Source organism: Bacillus cabrialesii, assembly GCF_004124315.2.
In the GTDB taxonomy this organism is placed as follows: Bacteria; Bacillota; Bacilli; order Bacillales; family Bacillaceae; genus Bacillus; species Bacillus cabrialesii.
The window spans coordinates 1,917,852-1,935,281 of record NZ_CP096889.1 but is presented as its reverse complement, the minus strand read 5'-3'; the positions used below and the strand labels follow the sequence as shown (position 1 = coordinate 1,935,281).

The window sequence follows — 17,430 nt, the reverse complement described above, 5'->3', positions numbered from 1 at the left end:
TTTTTACATAAGCCTCTTTTATTTGACGCAGTCAATTTTACGCTTTGAAATCATCAATATGATCCAAATAAACTTTATCTCTATTCTCTAATTCTCGTATCATGTTTTTATATTTTTCATCATCCAAATTATAGAAATGAATATCAATCATGGCTAGAACCAGCAAAAACACGGGAATAATAGTTGTTGTAATTAAAATTCCCGTTAATGCCTCCGGGGTTTGTGCCTGATTTGCCACATATCCAAACTTATCTAGAACCAGTCCTGGCACTACTCCTCCCAGAGCCATACCAAACTTAAAGAAAAATCCGATGATCGCGTATATGAGCCCGCCCATTCTTTTCCCGGTCCTATATTCTCCATATTCTATTGTTTCAGGAATGAGCGCCCACATATATCCCCCGGCAGTGAGACTTCCTGCAGCAGCAATTAATCGAAAGAAGAATATGAGGTATACATAACTTGGCGGAACAAACAGTAAAGCTAGGAGGCCGATAATATTCAGTAATAATGCATAGTTTAGTAACTTCTTCTTCCCCAATAATTGATGAAGCCTTGGAATAAACGGTAAAATGACCAAAGCAGGCAAACTTCCAATCAAACCGTACCACTTCACTAAATCCTCTCTTCCTAAGTTATACGTCACGTAATAGATGCCAACCGAATTACTGATTGAATTCACTCCAAAAATAATAATAAAGAAAATACTCAATACAACGAGCGGACGATTAACATGAAATTGCTCAAATATATCAGATAATTTAATTTTTTCTTCAGATTTTTGAAGAGTGACACGCTCTTTTGTGCTTTTAAAACAAAAGATTAAAAGGCACCCGCCTATCATTCCCAAAATACCCATGGTTAGTTGCCAGCCAAGAGATTCGTTGCCGGACGTGTCGCTTAAATAAGCAGCCAGTAAGGGAACAAAAAATGCAACGACAAGTCCCCCAAGATTCGCAAATAACATACGAACAGATGTTATACTAACCACTTCTTGATTATTTCTAGTCATTGCAGAAGTTAACGCGCCATAGGGAACGTTTATCATTGTGTATGTAAGCGACAATCCAACGTAGGTTATATAGGCATATATTAATTTTCCCATATCCGAAAAATCCGGAGTTGTAAAACAGAGTATTGCCAGTACCACAAATGGAAAAGCTCCGAATAAAAGATACGGCCTAAAGCGTCCAAATCTGCTATGCGTTCTGTCTACTATTGTTCCAATAAAAGGATCAGCGAGAGCGTCGATGATTCTAACCACTAAGAACATAGTACCGGCTGTTGCTGCCGATAAACCAAATACATCTGTATAAAAGAACAAAAGATAAGTAGATACTGTTGCATAAATTAAATTACACGCGAAATCCCCAGACGCATATCCAACTTTTTCAACCATGCTAATCTTTTTTACATTTTCACTGAGCATGATTTTCTCCCCTTTTTTCGCTCATTAAATAAGGAATCGTATGAGATGGTCTACACTTATTGGCTAGCAAGTGTATATAAAAGCGCTTTCAAAAATGAAAGTGATTCACTTTCACAGAGCATTTTTGTCATATAAATGGTTATCAGCAAACAGTGCATGCATCTTTTTTCTCCATACCTTATATACGGAAAAGGATAAAAGCTTCATTCTTTCGTTTCTTATATTGTGTAGCTCCAATTAAATCGAGCCTGTTATCCCCCTTCCAAACATATTCAGCAAGAAGCTTATTTTATGGACAATTAAAGTTCGGCTCGTTAGTTTGTTGATCAAACAAACTAACTTGAGTTAATATTATAAAATCTTTTCAGCTTTTTCAATATCTTTTTCAGAAAATGTAAACTGACCTGACATAAATATTGGTTTTATCTTCTTTTTGTATATCAATTAATAACACCGGGTCCTTTGTTCGCTACTTACTGTCAACACTCCAAAGGCAAAAAAAACAGATCTACTGTGTTCAACCATATGACGAAAATGCATCTAAACGAAATAAAGGATTGATTAACAGCGGTAAGCTGCAATTAGAGTTTGGTACAGGCTGATTGCAGAGATAAGTATGGAACGTTGTTAGCTTACGTTTATGTTGATGGCAAGTCTGTTCATGAAACAGAGTAGCTTATATGTATGAGCCAAACACGAAATACATATCAATACAGAAAAGCGAACGAGAGGCAAAAACAGAGTGGTTAAAAAGCGACAACATCTCAGCCTGCAATTTTTAAAAATCGAGTGACACTCTGCTGGAGAACAGATACGTTTGCCAATTGCTCTGAGTAAAACCCGCATGGAGTACCTAGTTCCCACCCTGCTTACCAGCCTAAAATGGACAGAGATCATGACAACTATACTTGCGGATGATAATTAAAGCCCTTTGCGGCTTTTTTTATTTTCGGAGAGAACATCTTTAAACAACCATCTAGATTTTACGCTGAAAAAGCTTTTGAATAATGAACGACACCTTTTACATTTTCCAGAGAATCCTTTGATAATTCTAAAGCCATAAATGCTTCATCAGGCACCTCAAATGGAGCTTTGATATTCCATAAGCTAGCTGGCTTAAACCCAAACTTTGGATAATAATCTTTATGCCCTAAAACAATGACTGAACGATAACCAAGCTCTTTTGCTTTTTTCAACGCTACATGAATTAATTGACTCCCGATTCCTTTTCTCTGATACTCAGGTGCAACAGAAACCGGGGCAAGCGCTAAAGAATCGACTGCGTTATCACCATCCACAATCTTTATTTTAGATAAAAGAACATGGCCTACGATATCCTTGGCATTTAGTGCGACTAATGAAAGTTCAGGAATAAAAGCATCTGATTTTCTAATCCTATTTACAAGGAAATGCTCTTTTTTGTCGCTATATATTTCATTTAAGAAAGCTCTTTTAACAGTGTCTTCAGTCGTATCATATTCATGAGTGCGTTCTTGTCGAATTGAAAGTTCCATTTTTAACCCCCTGTTTTTTTAGTTACTGCAAGTTTACTTCATGCTATAAACGGTGCTTCCCTTCAAAAGTTGGAACAACAAAGAATACAGAAATTAATTCTGTATCAGTTTATTCAATATGTTAATTTTACTTTGGTCTTTATTATTCTTCTTTGTTCTTCTATAACTATCTAATAAAGACTTATGATAAACCTTGAGGTAATCATCAATCGTTAGCAAATGATATTTCGCTCCGTCATCTTCAAAAACCTCTAGGTTATTATAGTCTACATCTGCAAATGGCTTTAAATCCTCAATGTGAGCAATGCCCACTTTAGTATTAGTTTTCCTAAATTCATGCTCATGAAAATCGACCATTTTGTATCCTTGCAGTTCCATCATTTTTTTTAGTCTTTCCCACTTTCCCTCTAAAAAAATTAAAGGAATTAAGATATCAATATCTTCCGGGGAAAAGTCCACACCGGTTACCTTTTCAAGACCTAAAGAGCCATATAATAATGGAATTGTGCCTAGCTCTTCATTAAAAGTTTTAGCTATATTTATAAATTCATTGAATAATTTCATTTTGCTTCCCTTTATTTGGTGATTAATTTTTAAGAATAAATTGTCTTGAATTTCTCATATCCTCAAATTTTCCTGTGGTATATCCAGAATTTTTTCTGGGCGAGAAAAAATAAATGGAGTATTAGTCTTTAGAACTGGTTTGGTGCACTGGGCTATTTTTCAGCGCTGGTTTTAAAAACTTCAAATATCCAAACATCGTTTTCACAAATACACTTAAAAGGATTCTTAAAAAGCCTTAAATACTGAATTAAAGAAAAATATCAAAATAATAATGGCTAGCACAACAACAATTTCAAAAGTATGTGAACCGCCATCTACTTTATGTTGTTCTGTCTTCTCTCTCATTTGTTCTCTATATTTTCTTTGTATTTCACCCTTTTTCTTATTCATCTTACTCGACCCCTCTCAGAATAAAGTAAAGCCAAGCAATTCGAACTCTTTTACGCTTAATTTAATCCGTTCTTCATCATCAGTATATGGTCTTTTGGTGGTTCTATACCATCCGTTAAAATGAGCAACTAACTGAATATTCTTTTCTTACTGAATTTTCCATGGTCTCCCTAAACAAAAAGCAGTCGATTCAGATATGTTCCTTCGTGTTTTCTTCTTTTAACTTTTTGTTTAGCTTGAACCCAATTAAAACATTGACTAGCGCAGCGGGTAAATATAAAACTCCTGCACCCATTATTCCTAACGCAGTACTTGAGCCCACTATAAATGCCTGCATTTCTGTGTTCCTTGACTTCAGGCTTAGTAATACTAGGATACCAGCTAAAACCCCCATAAGCCGTGCAATACCTGGAATAAAGAAATCTGTTAGGACTCCAAATAATTGTCCAATCATTGATAGCACAATCCCGAAAATACTGGATAATAAAACTATTTTTTTAATCGCACTTCACCTCTTTTCAAAGCCGCTTCCATTCAACATACAATCAAACCGGTTTTGATATAGAAGCCTACTCTACAAACCCTTCAGCTACCATTCAATTTATCCATTCTCTTTCTTTACAACCCAATAAACACCTGAACATCCCTTAACACGTCAACTACTTGAATTTTCCCCATTACCTCACATTGGACAATACGCTCACTTGCTACTTCAATAACTTCAAAAATTGTTTGCAAATTGAATCGGAGATTTGTCTAGTCTTGAGAAAGTTTATCAAAATCTCTTTCTATCATTTCAGGCAGTGTTAGATCAATCCCTAACATTTTTATTAATTCTTGTACGTATCTTTTAATTGCAAGCATATCAAATGGGAAATCGAAATCAAATTCCTCTTTAACGCTCAGAATATCCATTGCATACGAACAGTTATGCTTCATACCTAAAAGATCATCATTGAAGCTTAATACATCTTTATATGACTGATCAGATAACTCAAAGTGAGTAACTAAATAAACACTAATATGGTTACCGCCTTGAGAATCAGAATCCACTAGTCTTTCATCAAGTACTAATAAAAATGCAGACCTCTCATCATCACATAATATCAATTGAAAAAATTCTAAGTTTCTTAGTTTCAATAAGCGTTAAATCTTGTATGTAGTGCTCTCACAATCTAATTCTGCCTCTCCTGGTATATGTATTTATATTCTTCTACCCAGTCGTGATGTTTTTCATAAAGTGGACGTATTCGTTCAAAATCAAGAGCTATGACTTCACATCCACGGTCATCATAGATAAAGAAAATGACGTCTTTTGTAATGTTCACAAAGAAAACATCAGGGTAATCAATAGAGTAACCTCCGAATCTTGGTTGCAATGGAAAATCTTCATTACTCGCTGCTTTAAGTAATTCAGTTACTCGTAAGTCTCGAGGTTTGCATAACAAGGAAAATTGTTGCATCTCGTATTCTTCTGCTTTATCTATTTCAAACGGGTAAGGATACGTCTTCACATGGATTTGATTTAAATATTTTTTACATTTTAGATACGGTTGATACACCTTCAATTTTCTTATACATTTCGTTTTGTGCTTATACATATTCGTCACAAGGAATATGTCATCGTTTTGTTCAAATAATTCATTGAAAATCGTGGAGATTTGGTCATATACAATCCAAAATCTCTTAAGATTCAATTCTTCATTCTCTTTGAGTTGATAAATATTTTCCCCGAGACAAAAGTGGATTCCTAAACCCCATTGATTATAGATACTAGGAATTACTTCGAGACTTGGAAACCTTTCATCCATATACTCCTTTATCTTCATTCACACATTCTCACTTTCGTTAATCGAATAAGCAAATCACTCGTTTTTTTACCTTTCATTTAATAATTATCGAACTACAGGTTCGCTTTACTAATTTAAACAAACCCTTTCTGAATAAAAGAATGAGTTTTTGCAGCCCCAGATAAATTGTAATTTCCTCCTGCATTTGTAACTTTAGTATATCATTTTCACCCTGAGTGATCGATATGGATATGATCTTTTTGGAATATCAATAACTCCTTTTTACACCTTCTGCTATTGAACTATACGCTGCCAAAAAATACTCTCTGATTTTCTCCCCTTTTTTTCTCCGAAAGCATCGAAACCAACTGTTACATCACTTGACTCATTAATTTCCCTGTTTGATACTTGAATAATTTCTTTTTCAATGTAAATGTTGGTGATTAAAAAGTTCATTTAAAGAAGTTCCGCCACACCAAAATGTGGATTTCGCACCTTAAGCCATTTTCACTTAAAAAAGCCGGATTCCCACTCTATGGGGTTCCGGCTTTGCTTATCATTAAAGTCATATTTTTCATTTTTGTATATTTCATTGATTCTCTGATACTGTCGAAGAATAGCTAAAACCTCAATGTGTGTAGCAATCAAATATTCATCATCTCTGCTCAATTAGATAAAAGAACGAACAGGATAACCGTTCTTTTATCCATTTAAGGCCTTCCATTATAACGAGGTTCTCAATTGATTTAATCATTACAATATTTCAATGTACCCTTCTATTCCATTCACGCGAATTCGTTGCCCGTCTTTGATCAGTCTGGTTGCGTTTTCCACTCCGACAACTGCCGGCAGGCCATATTCGCGTGCGATAACCGCTCCGTGGGTCATTAATCCGCCAACTTCGGTGACCAGTCCTTTTATGGATACAAATAATGGTGTCCAGCCTGGGTCGGTAAAGGAGGTGACTAATATATCTCCATCTTCCAGATCGGCATTTTCCATGTTTAAAATGACACGTGCTCTTCCTTCTATCACTCCGGAAGAAACAGGCAGGCCTGCAATCGCATTAGCCGGCAAATTTTCTCGTTTGTACTCACCTGTAATGATTTCGCCATCAGACGTGATTACACGTGGAGGAGTCAGTTTTTCATATAATTTGTACTCGTCTTTCCGCTTGCTGAGGATCTGGTCATCTATTTTTTTTGTGCGCGCGACTTCGTGAAGCTCTTCAAAAGTGAGGTAGTATATATCTTCTTTATCATGAATAACGCCCGCTTGTACGAGTTGTTCGGCTTCTTTCAGCAAAGCCTGCTTATATACAAAGTAACGACTTACTATGCCATATTTTGGATATTCCCGGTAGCCGATGAAATTCCGGATGAGGTCGATCATTCGTTTTGTTTCTTTCGCCTTTTGTTCACCATCCGGTAATTGCTTCAATCGATCTATTAACTCTTGTTCTTTTTCCAAAGCAACACGCCGCCCTTGCTCAAACTTTCGATTGCCGGCATTAGGCTCAAAGTTTTGGATATGACTAAGAATCATAGGGACAAGTGTTATGGGTTTTTCACTCCAGCGAGGTCTTGTAATATCAATTTCTCCAGGACACCGCATTCCGTATTTTCTGAGATAATCATAGATAGCGTCTTGGGTTTCCCTTCCTCCATCAAACGTAACCAGTTCTTCGAGAAAGTTATCTTCTTTTGCATGCTGCAAATAATCAATCACTTCTGGATAAGGGCGAATCACATCCGCCACATCCATCAGCGCCAGACCCATTTCAGAAGTAATATTGCCCGGTACAGATTGAGAAAGGGTATCAGCGGCGTTTTTTTCGCCTAGCCACTCGTTCATGTTTTCATTGATCCATGCAGAGGCATTCATCGCAGCCATAAACACAGCCGTACTTTGCGGGTCAAATAAGATCTTCTTTAATTGCTGAATATCTTCCAGAATAAAATCAAACAAATCCGATCCCGATTTCGCTTGGATGTTTTGCTTTAACTCTTCAATCAATGTTTGGCTGCGCTTCATCAAATCAGAAACGATTGTCGGATCGTTCTCGAATTGCGCCGGCATATCTGTATGACCACCGCCCGGAATCGGTGCTGTTTGATCATTTGGCAGCAATTTTATAAAATCGCGCTCGATTACGGTCGTGAGTGCGTCTTTTGTAAGCGGATCAGATCCCACGGTATTTAATAAAGTTTCCCGGCCGGCACGTGTCGTCAGTCTAGCCGCAACATCAACAAACAACCTTCCGCCGGCTTTACGCATAGGTGCAGGAGTAATTAACAGGTAAAAAGACAATCCCAACGGTTTAATGGGATCAGTCATCATTTGCTGATGACCAACAGATAGATAGACGTGATTTTCTTGATCATTCGCTTCTGGGATCGGGTATAAAGTAGTGATCGGCCGACTCTGAACAATATAAAATGTATCATCAGCCAAACACCATTCGATATCTTGCGGCTGGCCGAAATGAGCTTCGATCTGTCTTCCGAGACGTGCCAGCTGTAAAATTTGCCCGTCAGTGAGTGTTTGGGACATCTGCTGATCAAGATCGATCTGCTTTGTCTCTGTTCCGCCTTCTCCCCTTCCATAAATAGCTAATTTTTTGGTTGCGACCCTCTTCTCAACGATGCCCTCATCCCGCACTTTATAACAATCGGCAGATACCAAGCCGGAGACCAGAGCTTCTCCAAGCCCAAAACTGGCATCGATGGATAGCAATTTTCGGTTAGAAGTAATGGGATCAGCAGTAAATAAAATCCCTGAAGCCTTAGGGAAAACCATCTTTTGAATAATAACGGATAAATAAACTTGCCTGTGATCGAATCCATTTTGCATACGGTAGATGACCGCGCGCTCCGTGAACAGGGAAGCCCAGCATTTGCTGATATGCTGCAAGATCGCGTCTTTGCCGATAATATTTAGATAGGTATCTTGTTGACCGGCAAAAGAAGCATGCGGCAAATCTTCAGCAGTCGCGCTAGAACGCACTGCATAAGCATGTTCCTCGCCAAATTGGGAGAGATATTGAGAAACTGCTTTCACAACATCTGAAGGGATTTCTGCTTCCATAATGATTCGTCGAATCTTACTGCTGATTTCACCAATTTGATCTCGATCCTCTACTTTTAACATGGTTAGTCGATCCAACAAAACATGATACGTTTCGTTTTGTTCGATGACTTTTTGGTATCCCGCTGTTGTAACACAAAATCCTTCAGGCACTCGTATCCCTTGAATTTTTGATAATTCCCCTAAATTTAACCCTTTTCCTCCAACGAGCAAAAGCTGTGTTTTTTCCATTTCATTGAAACCAAGTATCAAAGTATCCATTCTACATCTCTCCTTCAAAAAAAAATTGACAATAGCTTTCCGGGGTGATACAATTAAAATATAAGATGGGATAAGTGTAATATTTTACATATAAAACAGACGTGTTCTGATTATATCATCGTGTCTGTTGTTGCGCAATATAAAAAAACTTGGTTCGATCCGTCTCCATTTACTGCATAATCATCTAGCCGTCCTATGCAACAACACGACATTAAAAAAACCCCAGAAACTCAGCAAAAGGAAGATTGTACGCCAGCTAAAAAAAGAATGACTGAGCACATTAAAACAAACGATAAAGATATTGAACGAATTGATACACTAATGATTATGAGATAATTTGAGGAGTCTATGACAAAACTAATGACGAAATAGGATCATTTACTGTAGATGCAACTCGTAAGCAAGTATGCGAAAATAAAGTATGTGAGAACTAAACAAACATCCCCTTACTTAGTGTGAAGGGATGTTTTATTTTCAACAATTGTTTAATTTAATTGATATTCCTTATTTAGTCTCTTTAGTTGTTCAAGTCTAACTTCATATTTACCTTCGTAAACTTTGCTGATTGTTTTCACTTCTTCCTTTGGCCCAAAATAAATAACTTTAAAATCATCATTTACGTATTGAACTACAAAAAAATGATCAAAATCATCAAATGTATTTTTATTTATCGAAATAAAACCATTTAATTGAGCTGTTGTTTTTACACTAATCCTTCTGCCACCACTTACAACATCAAAACCATGTTGATTCGTTTGGCGAGCTAAAGAACCATTGGTTTGAATTGCACAAATAAATTCACCAATCCTGCCAATTAAATGTCTCAATTCCGTGGGCTTACAGTTTAATATATTCATTTCATATCTTAAGATTTGGTTATATTCATTATAAAGATTCAAAATTTGTTGCTTACTAATGATTTCAGCTTGATCATTTATTTCTCGTAAAGATTTAACACCGTTTACCCATTCACCTACAATAACTTCCCTATCTTCCCCTTTTGATTTTCGGAAAATAAGTCCTGTATATAGAGAATTTTCACCTAAGTACTTGTAGGAACTCCTATTCACATATTCAAAGAGGTGTTTATTAAAAGAAATCCCCTTATTATATCGGTTATAACAATAATCAGATAAAATAACACTATCTGGATTCGTTCCGTATTTCTCTTGAAGAGTTTTCTTTACTTCTTGAGGTGTAACTAACTCATAAATTTTATGATGTAAAACACTCTTAATTTGATCGTAAATTGTCATTATACTTCCCTCAAATTGCAGTTTCTTTGGATATTGAAATCAGTCATGATTCTCTTCTTTTGCCGAATTGTTATTCTAACACCCGTTTATCATACTCTTGGATATTCGGACTCACTTCCCAATATTTCGTCCCATTAGAAGACATATTTCAAAGTTAGAATCTAAGTTAACTGCATCTTCAATATCATCAATTGAATCGAGATATAACATATAACCTAATCCTTTTTTTGATTTGTTTGTGTCTATGACATATCTTCCGTCAAAATGATATCCAATTAGGATGTATCCCTCGGGAAAATCTTGAACTTCATGATATTCAATGATTCCTTCTATGTTAAGTATTTCAACACCATCAAACATTTCCAAAAGGGAAATGAACACCTAACTTCTTTTCTAAGTCGCTAATTCCTTGAGGACTTGCTGGCTCTTTGAAATGAAAAGCAGCATCTTCCATGACATAACCCCCATGATGGAACAAAGGAAATGTACCATATTTAGAAACTGCTTTCTTCATACCATCTAGCGTCATGTGAACTAACTTTCCCTCTTCCATAAAAATTCCCCTTTGCAAATCATCTCACTAAATATTACTACACAAAAACATGTTAAAGCGAAATTTATCAGACGTCTCTTGTAAGAGGACTTTGTCCCATTACATTCCCAAAATGGAAATGAATTTAGCTGAAACACTTTTTTCTTCTATCCATAATTGAAATTCAGTAATCATCAAGCAGAGCTGCTTTACATGAGTATCATAGTTTTCCATAAATTCCTTCTCAGAATAAATAAATGGAAATCCTATTATACGTTTTAGTGAGTTTGGCTTAGGATCATTAATTAAATTTTGTTTTAAGCTTTCCAGTTCTTTAAAAATGATTTTCCACGTATCTATATCTATTTCATTGACACCGAAATAATCAAATTTTTTATAGCACTTCTCAAAGACAGGCACAATATAACCAAAGTTATCTTCTGTAAAGAAAATAGAAGAAGCATTCCAACATTTGTCGTTATACCTATTAGGAAGAACCTCTATATAACACGATCCTTCTAGTGTTTTAACATCATAAATTACATTGATCACTTTATCCCTCTTTTTGAACATGATAGGATACCAATTGTTTATTAAGAAACAATTTCACTCATAATTGAAGCAGCATTAGTAGTGAACAAAATATAAGTGTTATTTGCTGTTTTTATCACCACTCTATCTGTAGATCCATAAGGAAACCCAATCCTTACTGCGCTTTTCTCTTCTCCCCCATAGTTTGGGTCAAGAAATACATCATTGATTTCTTTGATTGGAATTTCAACTTTGGATAATTGCCAATTGATCATTAAGTTTTCATTTGACTTTTCAACGTTAATCCCCAGCATAATCTCATTCCCCTTTTGACAATAAACTCAGTAAAATTTTAACATACCCTTCGAAATGATAGACTGACATGCGAAACATATTAAGGAAAAATTAAATTCCGCTGTAATTGGAGATAGGATTATAATTATTAATGGTCTACCGATATAAATAGAGAACAAACATTCTAAGAGGGGTTATGAAGTTGAAGAAAGCAATATTAGGCTTTGCTGCATTCACTTTGAGTTTATCGTTAGCAGCCTGCGGCTCAAATGATGCAGAAAAAGTCAGCTCAGAAAAAGAAGCACAACAAGTTGCTAAGGATGCTGAACAGAAGACAGATCAAAAGGAATCTCCAACAGAAAAATCAACAGGCAAGTCTGGTTCAAAAGACAAAAAGGAATTGGTCGATGTTACTCTAGATAGAGCTGTTGATGGTGACACAATTAAAGTTAGCTACAACGGAAATGTAGACACAGTCCGCTACTTGCTCGTAGATACACCTGAGACGAAGAAACCCAATTCTTGTGTTCAACCATATGGCGATAATGCATCTAAGCGAAATAAAGAATTGGTCAACAGCGGTAAGCTGCAACTTGAATTTGATAAAGGCGATCGCAGAGATAAGTATGGAAGACTGTTAGCTTACGTTTATGTTGATGGCAAATCTGTTGAAGAGACATTGTTGAAAGAAGGATTGGCCAGAGTAGCTTATGTATATGAGCCAAATACGAGATACATAGAGCAATACAGAAAAGATGAACAAGAAGCAAAAACAGAGAAGCTTTCAATCTGGAGTAAGAATGGTTATGTGACTGACAGAGGATTTAATGGCTGTGTGAAAGGGAAAACCACTGCAGTTAAAAAAGCAACAACATCTCAACCGGCTTCAACACAGCCGACACCTCCAAAGGCATCGAACGACAGTTCTGCTACAAGTAAAAATGAGGCTTCCTCTTCAGCGTCAACTGGAGAAACAAAAACGTTTAAAAATTGTACAGAGTTAAGAAAGAAATATCCGCATGGAGTGCCTAGTTCCCACCCTGCTTATCAATCGAAAATGGACAGGGATCATGACAACTATGCATGCGAAAGATAATGGAAAGCCCTTTGTGGCTTTCTTTTTTATGTTTAAAGCTCAAAAAAGAGGCGTTCTTCTCAGTTGCACTTTCCGGTACAATCCGTTGCATATTTAAGTCATCATCTTCTATATATTGAATTTCAACCAGACAATCATAAATATAGTTTTCGTCATATTGGTAAGCCCACATATGTTCATACAGAGCCCCCATTTTTAATCCGGTTTGATGATTTCATCAATATTGGTGTGTGTTGCATTAGACGCGCTTTTTGCAAATAATCCAAGAGCAGAGATATTTCCATTTGATCGAAAAACGATCTTTCTATCTCCTGTTGTAACGGCTACAGGGCAGCTTTCACTTGCTGAAATCTAACCAATTCCTTCATTCATAACAACTCGAGTTAAAATCTTAATTGTCCGAGCTGTTGCGTTTCTGGTTAACGTTTAATGACAGATCCAACACGATCAGCCGCGCAATATTTAACCACTGTCAGGGTGATCTGAGAGCGTTTTTGTCTCTGTCGTCAGCATAGGGTTGCCTAAATTCTTTAAAGGATTATAGGCCGTCTGGAAGCCACTTTAAATAGCCATTATATTGAGTGAATTTATACCCTTGATACCCTTGAGCGAGATCCGAATTTGGCTGCATTTTCCTTTGAATGGTAAGCGTATACCTTAGCAAGTCTTTTTCCGCCACCTCCCGTCGCCACGCCTGCGAAGAGTGATTTTTTCCCTGTCTTCACAGGTCTTTGTATAAAAAGATTGACTCAGGCTCTCAGAAACCATGTCCGTATTTGCCTTCTGACCCATATCCAAAATCACAGGAGATACGCTTTTTCAAGCTTCCATCCTTTCAGCTAAATTGCGTGATTTCACGATACGTTTTGTTATTGGTGTCTCCCGTGTATCAGTACAAATCATATCCCTCTATTATGAACCCTTGGAGATAGATTAAGTCATTCGGAATGATCACCTTTCCCAACACCTTATTTACCCCGTTTTTTACGTCACTTAATTTCCGAAGCTCTACCAAACTATTATCATCTTTCAATCTGATTCGGAACGCAAAGCCATTTTTTCTATCAATGACAGGGATTGAATAGTAATCGTTGAATTTGTTATAGTGTTTAATTCCTCCGTTGCCCCGTTGGGTGTGGCGCCCGCTGTGTAAGCAAAACGCACAAAATCGTTTCCGACAGTGTTTCTGGTGGCAGTCGTAAGACAAAAAAGAGAATTTTTCACACTTAACTATTTTACTATATTTATACGTGTGATATTATTCCCGGAACATTCGCAGGGAACCCTTATTTTCAAGTGATAATAATGATAATTCACTAACTTGTGTTAACCGGTTGAAATATATTTTAGACGTGATATACTAATGTTGTCGACAATTAGAAAGCGCTTCCTAAATGAAAGGTAATTAGAATTGAGTGAGTTCATAAAATTTTTATGAAGAACCTTAACGTCTTTAGGAACATACTGATTTTCTTTGCCAAGAAATATTCCTTCTGAGCGAAAAAAATCAGAAAAACTGCAGGTGAAACACGAATTCGTAAGGCTTTACTTCCAGCTCTATCAAGGAAAAAGTAGTTTATGAACAAACACATTAAATTGATAGGAGAATTTATTTATGGCTAGTGAAAATTATTACGACGTAACAGAGTGGCCTGTCGGTAATCCGTATGAGGATATTGGTGAGGTAATCAATAGCATTATAGCAGATATTAAAAGTAGGCAAACGAACATTGATGAAAATGAAGGCGGAAAGCCGGGTGCGGTTATCTATATTCCACCGGGAGATTATCATCTTTGCAGTCAAGTATTTATAGACATCAGTTATCTTAAAATTATGGGTTCTGGACATGGGTTTACATCTTCGAGTATTCGTTTTAACACTCCTGAGAATGAATGGCCGAATTGGCATGAATTGTGGCCGGGAGGAAGTCGCATTCTCGTAAATATTCCCCTAGAAGTAAATGACGAGGAATACAAAGGAGCTGCATTTTATGTTGAACGAAGCGGAGATCCCCGAATAAGTTCGGTAGAGTTTTCTAACTTTTGTATTGATGGTTTGCATTTTGTTGCAGATGGTCCTGGAATAAAACCGGAAAACACATACACCAACGGGAAAACGGGTATTTATGTTAAAGATGCTTCTGACTCATTTCGGATTACAGGCATGGGGTTTGTGTATTTAGAGCATGGAATTATTATTCGTGATGCAGATGCTCTTAGTATACATGACAATTTCATAGCTGAATGTGGTAACTGTATAGAACTACGAGGCAGTGGACAGGCTTCAAAAATTACCGATAACTTGATAGGAGCCGGTTTTAAAGGATATTCAATTTACGCTGAAAAATTTGGTGGACTTTTGATTTCAGCAAATAATATTTTTCCACGAGGTAAGAACAGTATCTGTTTTGAGGGTGTGACACGTTCCAGTATTACAAGTAATAGACTTCATTCATTTTATCCAGGAATGGTGGTATTCAAGGAAAATTGTTCGGAAAACTTGGTTTCTTCAAATCACTTTTTTCGTGAACATGAACCTTGGCCTCCTTTTCAGGGAATAGACAATGGTTTACCTGATTGTTATGGTCTCCTCTATATCAGTGGCAGTAATAATTCTGTAATTGCTAATCACTTTTCTGAAGTAATTGAACGTAAGAAAATCAAACCGGAGGGTGAAACACCTGTAATCATACGTATTGTTTCGGGTGTTGGAAATTACATTTCTAATAATCATGTTGTTGCCACAGAAAAGAAGGAGGAGGCTCATGCCAAGATAAGTGCTTCTTGTTTCTCTGCTCAAGTAAACGCTTTATTGACTACCGAAGCATCAGAACCATATACCGTAAAAACAGTATTGGTAGAAGATGAATCACATGATAATACGATTCTTGATTCAGGAAGTAATAAACAGGTTGTTATGGACAGGTATAAAAACGCATTTAGAGTCACTCCAGCGCCAGGAGAATAAATAATATATGCAACTATGTTTTGTGATAAATTTGTTCCAAAGTTTCAATTGCAAATCGGGTACTTAAATTATTTTGTCATTTAATTAATTTTCGGGGCGCTTCCTAGCGATGGAAGTGCCTTTTTATGAGGCCTTCTAGGATTATGAAATCCTTCAATTTATAGCTAAACAGTCTTGTAATTGACGGAGTTCAGAAGAAAAGAAGGAACAAGTATTTAAATACCTGTTCCTTCGTATATTATTATTATATCCGTTAAATTCATAACCGTACGGTGTCCATTAAATATTCTGCTACTTCATTACACGTTTAAATTTAAACTTCTCTTTCTAATAATTCTATTCTAATATGTTCTTCACCTTTCTCATATTTTCCGTAAAAAAACATAGGAATGGCTGCCAATACAAAAAGAACAGCTGGCATCCAAACAAAACTAAGTTCAATACCAAAGAGTGCCTGAGGTGTTTGCATACTATTTGGTCTATAATTAAAAGCACTCATAACTTGCGAAGGTAAAAAGGCACCAATTCCACTCCCTGCTTTAACGCAGAAAGCGCTTCCAATTGTAGTTAACAGTCCACTTGCTCTTATACCATTTTTCCAATGACCAAAATCTACAGCATCTGATAACATAACAAAAGGCATCGCTGCAGCAACTCCAGTTCCCACAGAACCTATTGCGTAAAATATAATGACTGCCGTAGTGTTCATCCCAACAAAAAATATCATCACATTAGATATTGCAGAAACTAATAGTGCTCCAATTAAAACGTATCTTTTATTTGTTAATTTAACCATAAATGGGATTAATATCATCCCTATAATTGCAATAGAAGAAAAAGCTCCTGCAATAGGTACTAAATTCTTTGCATCAATATTATATTGAAAGTAATATATTAACCCAGAGCTTCTTACAGTAGTTCCAATCCAATAGATTAAATTAGTTATAACAATTATAATCCAAGGCCAATTCTGTTTTGCAGCTTTTACACTTTTCTTTAATGGAATAGATTTAACTGTACTAGAATTGACTTCACGAACATTTGCAAATGCAATTAAGAAGGAGATAATTGCGATGATTCCTAAAATGGCCAGCGTTAAGGAGAATCCTCTTTGATCATTACCTTGACCTAGAATTGCAACAAGGGGAAGCACTATACTATTGGCTATAAGTAAACCGATATTTCCACCCACCATACGGTACGAGTTTAATACAACACGTTCTTTTGGGTTGTTGGACAAATTCGGTAGAATAGAAGTCATTGGTGAACTAATACCTGTATAAAATACACCAGCAAAAATATAGGTGACAACTGCATAGACAACTTTCCAAGTTCCTGATAAATCTGGTGTTGAAAATGTTAACCATGAAAATAAGGCAAATGGGACACACAACCATAAGAAATAAGGTCGACTTTGCCCCCACCTTGTATTTGTACGATCAATTAAGGCCCCCCATATAGGCGCATCAATCGCATCAATAAACCGTGTAATCAATAGCAAGGTACCAGCGACTCCTACACTGAGACCAAACACATCGGTGTAAAAATAGAGCAAATAGGTACTAATAGTAACGAATAATAAATTACCACCGAAGTCAGTCAAAGAATAACTTAATTTTTGATATAATGGAACTTTGTCTCCTTGTGTTTGCTCTTCTTTATCTGCGATAATACCCCCACTGACCTGTTCTTTTATCATTATGGCAGCCTCCATTTTA

The 17,430-nt window shown here is 36.4% G+C and carries 16 protein-coding genes and 3 pseudogenes; 5 read left to right on the top strand and 14 right to left on the bottom strand.

Annotated features, from left to right (window positions below):
• Nucleotides 1-37: 37 nt before the first annotated feature.
• Complete coding sequence (locus EFK13_RS09685) at nucleotides 38-1,429, bottom strand: MFS transporter (RefSeq protein ID WP_129505607.1); 1,392 nt, start codon at nucleotides 1,427-1,429, stop codon at nucleotides 38-40.
• A 446-nt stretch (nucleotides 1,430-1,875) separates the two neighbouring features.
• Here EFK13_RS09685 and EFK13_RS21235 point away from each other — a divergent pair.
• Nucleotides 1,876-2,211, top strand: a pseudogene (locus EFK13_RS21235) (thermonuclease family protein); the annotation flags it as partial.
• Nucleotides 2,212-2,236: 25 nt separating this feature from the next.
• Nucleotides 2,237-2,347: pseudogene (locus EFK13_RS21230) on the top strand (excalibur calcium-binding domain-containing protein); the annotation flags it as partial.
• Nucleotides 2,348-2,412: 65 nt separating this feature from the next.
• Here the strand turns inward: EFK13_RS21230 and EFK13_RS09675 are convergent.
• The 11 genes and pseudogenes from EFK13_RS09675 to EFK13_RS09625 all read right to left on the bottom strand — a co-directional run bounded on the left by EFK13_RS09675 (nucleotide 2,413) and on the right by EFK13_RS09625 (nucleotide 11,668).
• On the bottom strand, nucleotides 2,413-2,943 hold the full coding sequence (locus EFK13_RS09675) for a GNAT family N-acetyltransferase (RefSeq protein WP_129505608.1): 531 nt from the start codon (nucleotides 2,941-2,943) through the stop codon (nucleotides 2,413-2,415).
• A 93-nt stretch (nucleotides 2,944-3,036) separates the two neighbouring features.
• Nucleotides 3,037-3,507, bottom strand: coding sequence for a hypothetical protein (locus EFK13_RS09670; protein WP_129505609.1), 471 nt, complete (start codon nucleotides 3,505-3,507; stop codon nucleotides 3,037-3,039).
• A 225-nt stretch (nucleotides 3,508-3,732) separates the two neighbouring features.
• A complete protein-coding gene (locus EFK13_RS09665) occupies nucleotides 3,733-3,897 on the bottom strand; it encodes a hypothetical protein (RefSeq protein WP_129505610.1) in 165 nt (54 codons plus the stop codon).
• Between the two features lie 190 nt (nucleotides 3,898-4,087).
• A complete protein-coding gene (locus tag EFK13_RS09660; protein WP_129505611.1) occupies nucleotides 4,088-4,351 on the bottom strand; it encodes a permease in 264 nt (87 codons plus the stop codon).
• 302 nt (nucleotides 4,352-4,653) lie between these two features.
• Nucleotides 4,654-5,007, bottom strand: coding sequence for a hypothetical protein (locus EFK13_RS09655; RefSeq protein WP_129505820.1), 354 nt, complete (start codon nucleotides 5,005-5,007; stop codon nucleotides 4,654-4,656).
• A 65-nt stretch (nucleotides 5,008-5,072) separates the two neighbouring features.
• The gene (locus tag EFK13_RS09650) at nucleotides 5,073-5,726 is read right to left on the bottom strand and encodes a DUF3885 domain-containing protein (protein ID WP_129505612.1); all 654 of its coding nucleotides are present in this window, start codon (nucleotides 5,724-5,726) and stop codon (nucleotides 5,073-5,075) included.
• Nucleotides 5,727-6,440: 714 nt separating this feature from the next.
• Nucleotides 6,441-9,035: a phosphoenolpyruvate synthase gene (gene ppsA / locus EFK13_RS09645; protein ID WP_129505613.1), complete on the bottom strand. Its 2,595-nt coding sequence runs from the start codon at nucleotides 9,033-9,035 to the stop codon at nucleotides 6,441-6,443.
• Nucleotides 9,036-9,520: 485 nt separating this feature from the next.
• Nucleotides 9,521-10,291 (bottom strand): DUF7225 domain-containing protein, encoded by a 771-nt coding sequence (locus EFK13_RS09640; RefSeq protein WP_129505614.1) that lies wholly within the window; start codon nucleotides 10,289-10,291, stop codon nucleotides 9,521-9,523.
• Nucleotides 10,292-10,361: 70 nt separating this feature from the next.
• A pseudogene (locus tag EFK13_RS09635) lies at nucleotides 10,362-10,745 on the bottom strand (SMI1/KNR4 family protein).
• A gap of 198 nt (nucleotides 10,746-10,943) precedes the next feature.
• Nucleotides 10,944-11,375, bottom strand: coding sequence for a hypothetical protein (locus EFK13_RS09630; protein WP_129505616.1), 432 nt, complete (start codon nucleotides 11,373-11,375; stop codon nucleotides 10,944-10,946).
• A 41-nt stretch (nucleotides 11,376-11,416) separates the two neighbouring features.
• Nucleotides 11,417-11,668, bottom strand: coding sequence for a SunI/YnzG family protein (locus tag EFK13_RS09625; protein ID WP_129505617.1), 252 nt, complete (start codon nucleotides 11,666-11,668; stop codon nucleotides 11,417-11,419).
• A 182-nt stretch (nucleotides 11,669-11,850) separates the two neighbouring features.
• Here EFK13_RS09625 and EFK13_RS09620 point away from each other — a divergent pair, with 182 nt between their 5' ends.
• Together EFK13_RS09620 and EFK13_RS09615 are read left to right on the top strand one after the other, a co-directional pair.
• Nucleotides 11,851-12,744: a thermonuclease family protein gene (locus tag EFK13_RS09620; protein WP_129505618.1), complete on the top strand. Its 894-nt coding sequence runs from the start codon at nucleotides 11,851-11,853 to the stop codon at nucleotides 12,742-12,744.
• 208 nt (nucleotides 12,745-12,952) lie between these two features.
• Nucleotides 12,953-13,099 (top strand): hypothetical protein, encoded by a 147-nt coding sequence (locus EFK13_RS09615; protein ID WP_248894272.1) that lies wholly within the window; start codon nucleotides 12,953-12,955, stop codon nucleotides 13,097-13,099.
• A 534-nt stretch (nucleotides 13,100-13,633) separates the two neighbouring features.
• On the opposite strand, the gene EFK13_RS21150 is transcribed toward EFK13_RS09615, so the two are convergent.
• Nucleotides 13,634-13,951, bottom strand: coding sequence for a phage baseplate protein (locus EFK13_RS21150; protein ID WP_335842748.1), 318 nt, complete (start codon nucleotides 13,949-13,951; stop codon nucleotides 13,634-13,636).
• Nucleotides 13,952-14,359: 408 nt separating this feature from the next.
• Here EFK13_RS21150 and EFK13_RS09610 point away from each other — a divergent pair, with 408 nt between their 5' ends.
• Nucleotides 14,360-15,712 carry a NosD domain-containing protein gene (locus EFK13_RS09610; protein ID WP_129505620.1) on the top strand — a complete coding sequence of 451 codons (1,353 nt, stop codon included), beginning with the start codon at nucleotides 14,360-14,362 and terminating at the stop codon, nucleotides 15,710-15,712.
• Nucleotides 15,713-16,025: 313 nt separating this feature from the next.
• On the opposite strand, the gene EFK13_RS09605 is transcribed toward EFK13_RS09610, so the two are convergent.
• Complete coding sequence (locus EFK13_RS09605; protein ID WP_129505621.1) at nucleotides 16,026-17,411, bottom strand: glycoside-pentoside-hexuronide (GPH):cation symporter; 1,386 nt, start codon at nucleotides 17,409-17,411, stop codon at nucleotides 16,026-16,028.
• Nucleotides 17,412-17,430 lie beyond the last annotated feature (19 nt).

Coding starts and splice junctions, on each gene's coding strand:
- EFK13_RS09685 (WP_129505607.1), bottom strand. CDS start 1,429: ATGCTCAGTGAAAATGTAAAAAAGATTAGCATGGTTGAAAAAGTTGGA.
- EFK13_RS09675 (WP_129505608.1), bottom strand. CDS start 2,943: ATGGAACTTTCAATTCGACAAGAACGCACTCATGAATATGATACGACT.
- EFK13_RS09670 (WP_129505609.1), bottom strand. CDS start 3,507: ATGAAATTATTCAATGAATTTATAAATATAGCTAAAACTTTTAATGAA.
- EFK13_RS09665 (WP_129505610.1), bottom strand. CDS start 3,897: ATGAATAAGAAAAAGGGTGAAATACAAAGAAAATATAGAGAACAAATG.
- EFK13_RS09660 (WP_129505611.1), bottom strand. CDS start 4,351: ATGATTGGACAATTATTTGGAGTCCTAACAGATTTCTTTATTCCAGGT.
- EFK13_RS09650 (WP_129505612.1), bottom strand. CDS start 5,726: ATGAAGATAAAGGAGTATATGGATGAAAGGTTTCCAAGTCTCGAAGTA.
- ppsA (WP_129505613.1), bottom strand. CDS start 9,035: ATGGATACTTTGATACTTGGTTTCAATGAAATGGAAAAAACACAGCTT.
- EFK13_RS09640 (WP_129505614.1), bottom strand. CDS start 10,291: ATGACAATTTACGATCAAATTAAGAGTGTTTTACATCATAAAATTTAT.
- EFK13_RS09625 (WP_129505617.1), bottom strand. CDS start 11,668: ATGCTGGGGATTAACGTTGAAAAGTCAAATGAAAACTTAATGATCAAT.
- EFK13_RS09615 (WP_248894272.1), top strand. CDS start 12,953: ATGATTTCATCAATATTGGTGTGTGTTGCATTAGACGCGCTTTTTGCA.
- EFK13_RS09610 (WP_129505620.1), top strand. CDS start 14,360: ATGGCTAGTGAAAATTATTACGACGTAACAGAGTGGCCTGTCGGTAAT.
- EFK13_RS09605 (WP_129505621.1), bottom strand. CDS start 17,411: ATGATAAAAGAACAGGTCAGTGGGGGTATTATCGCAGATAAAGAAGAG.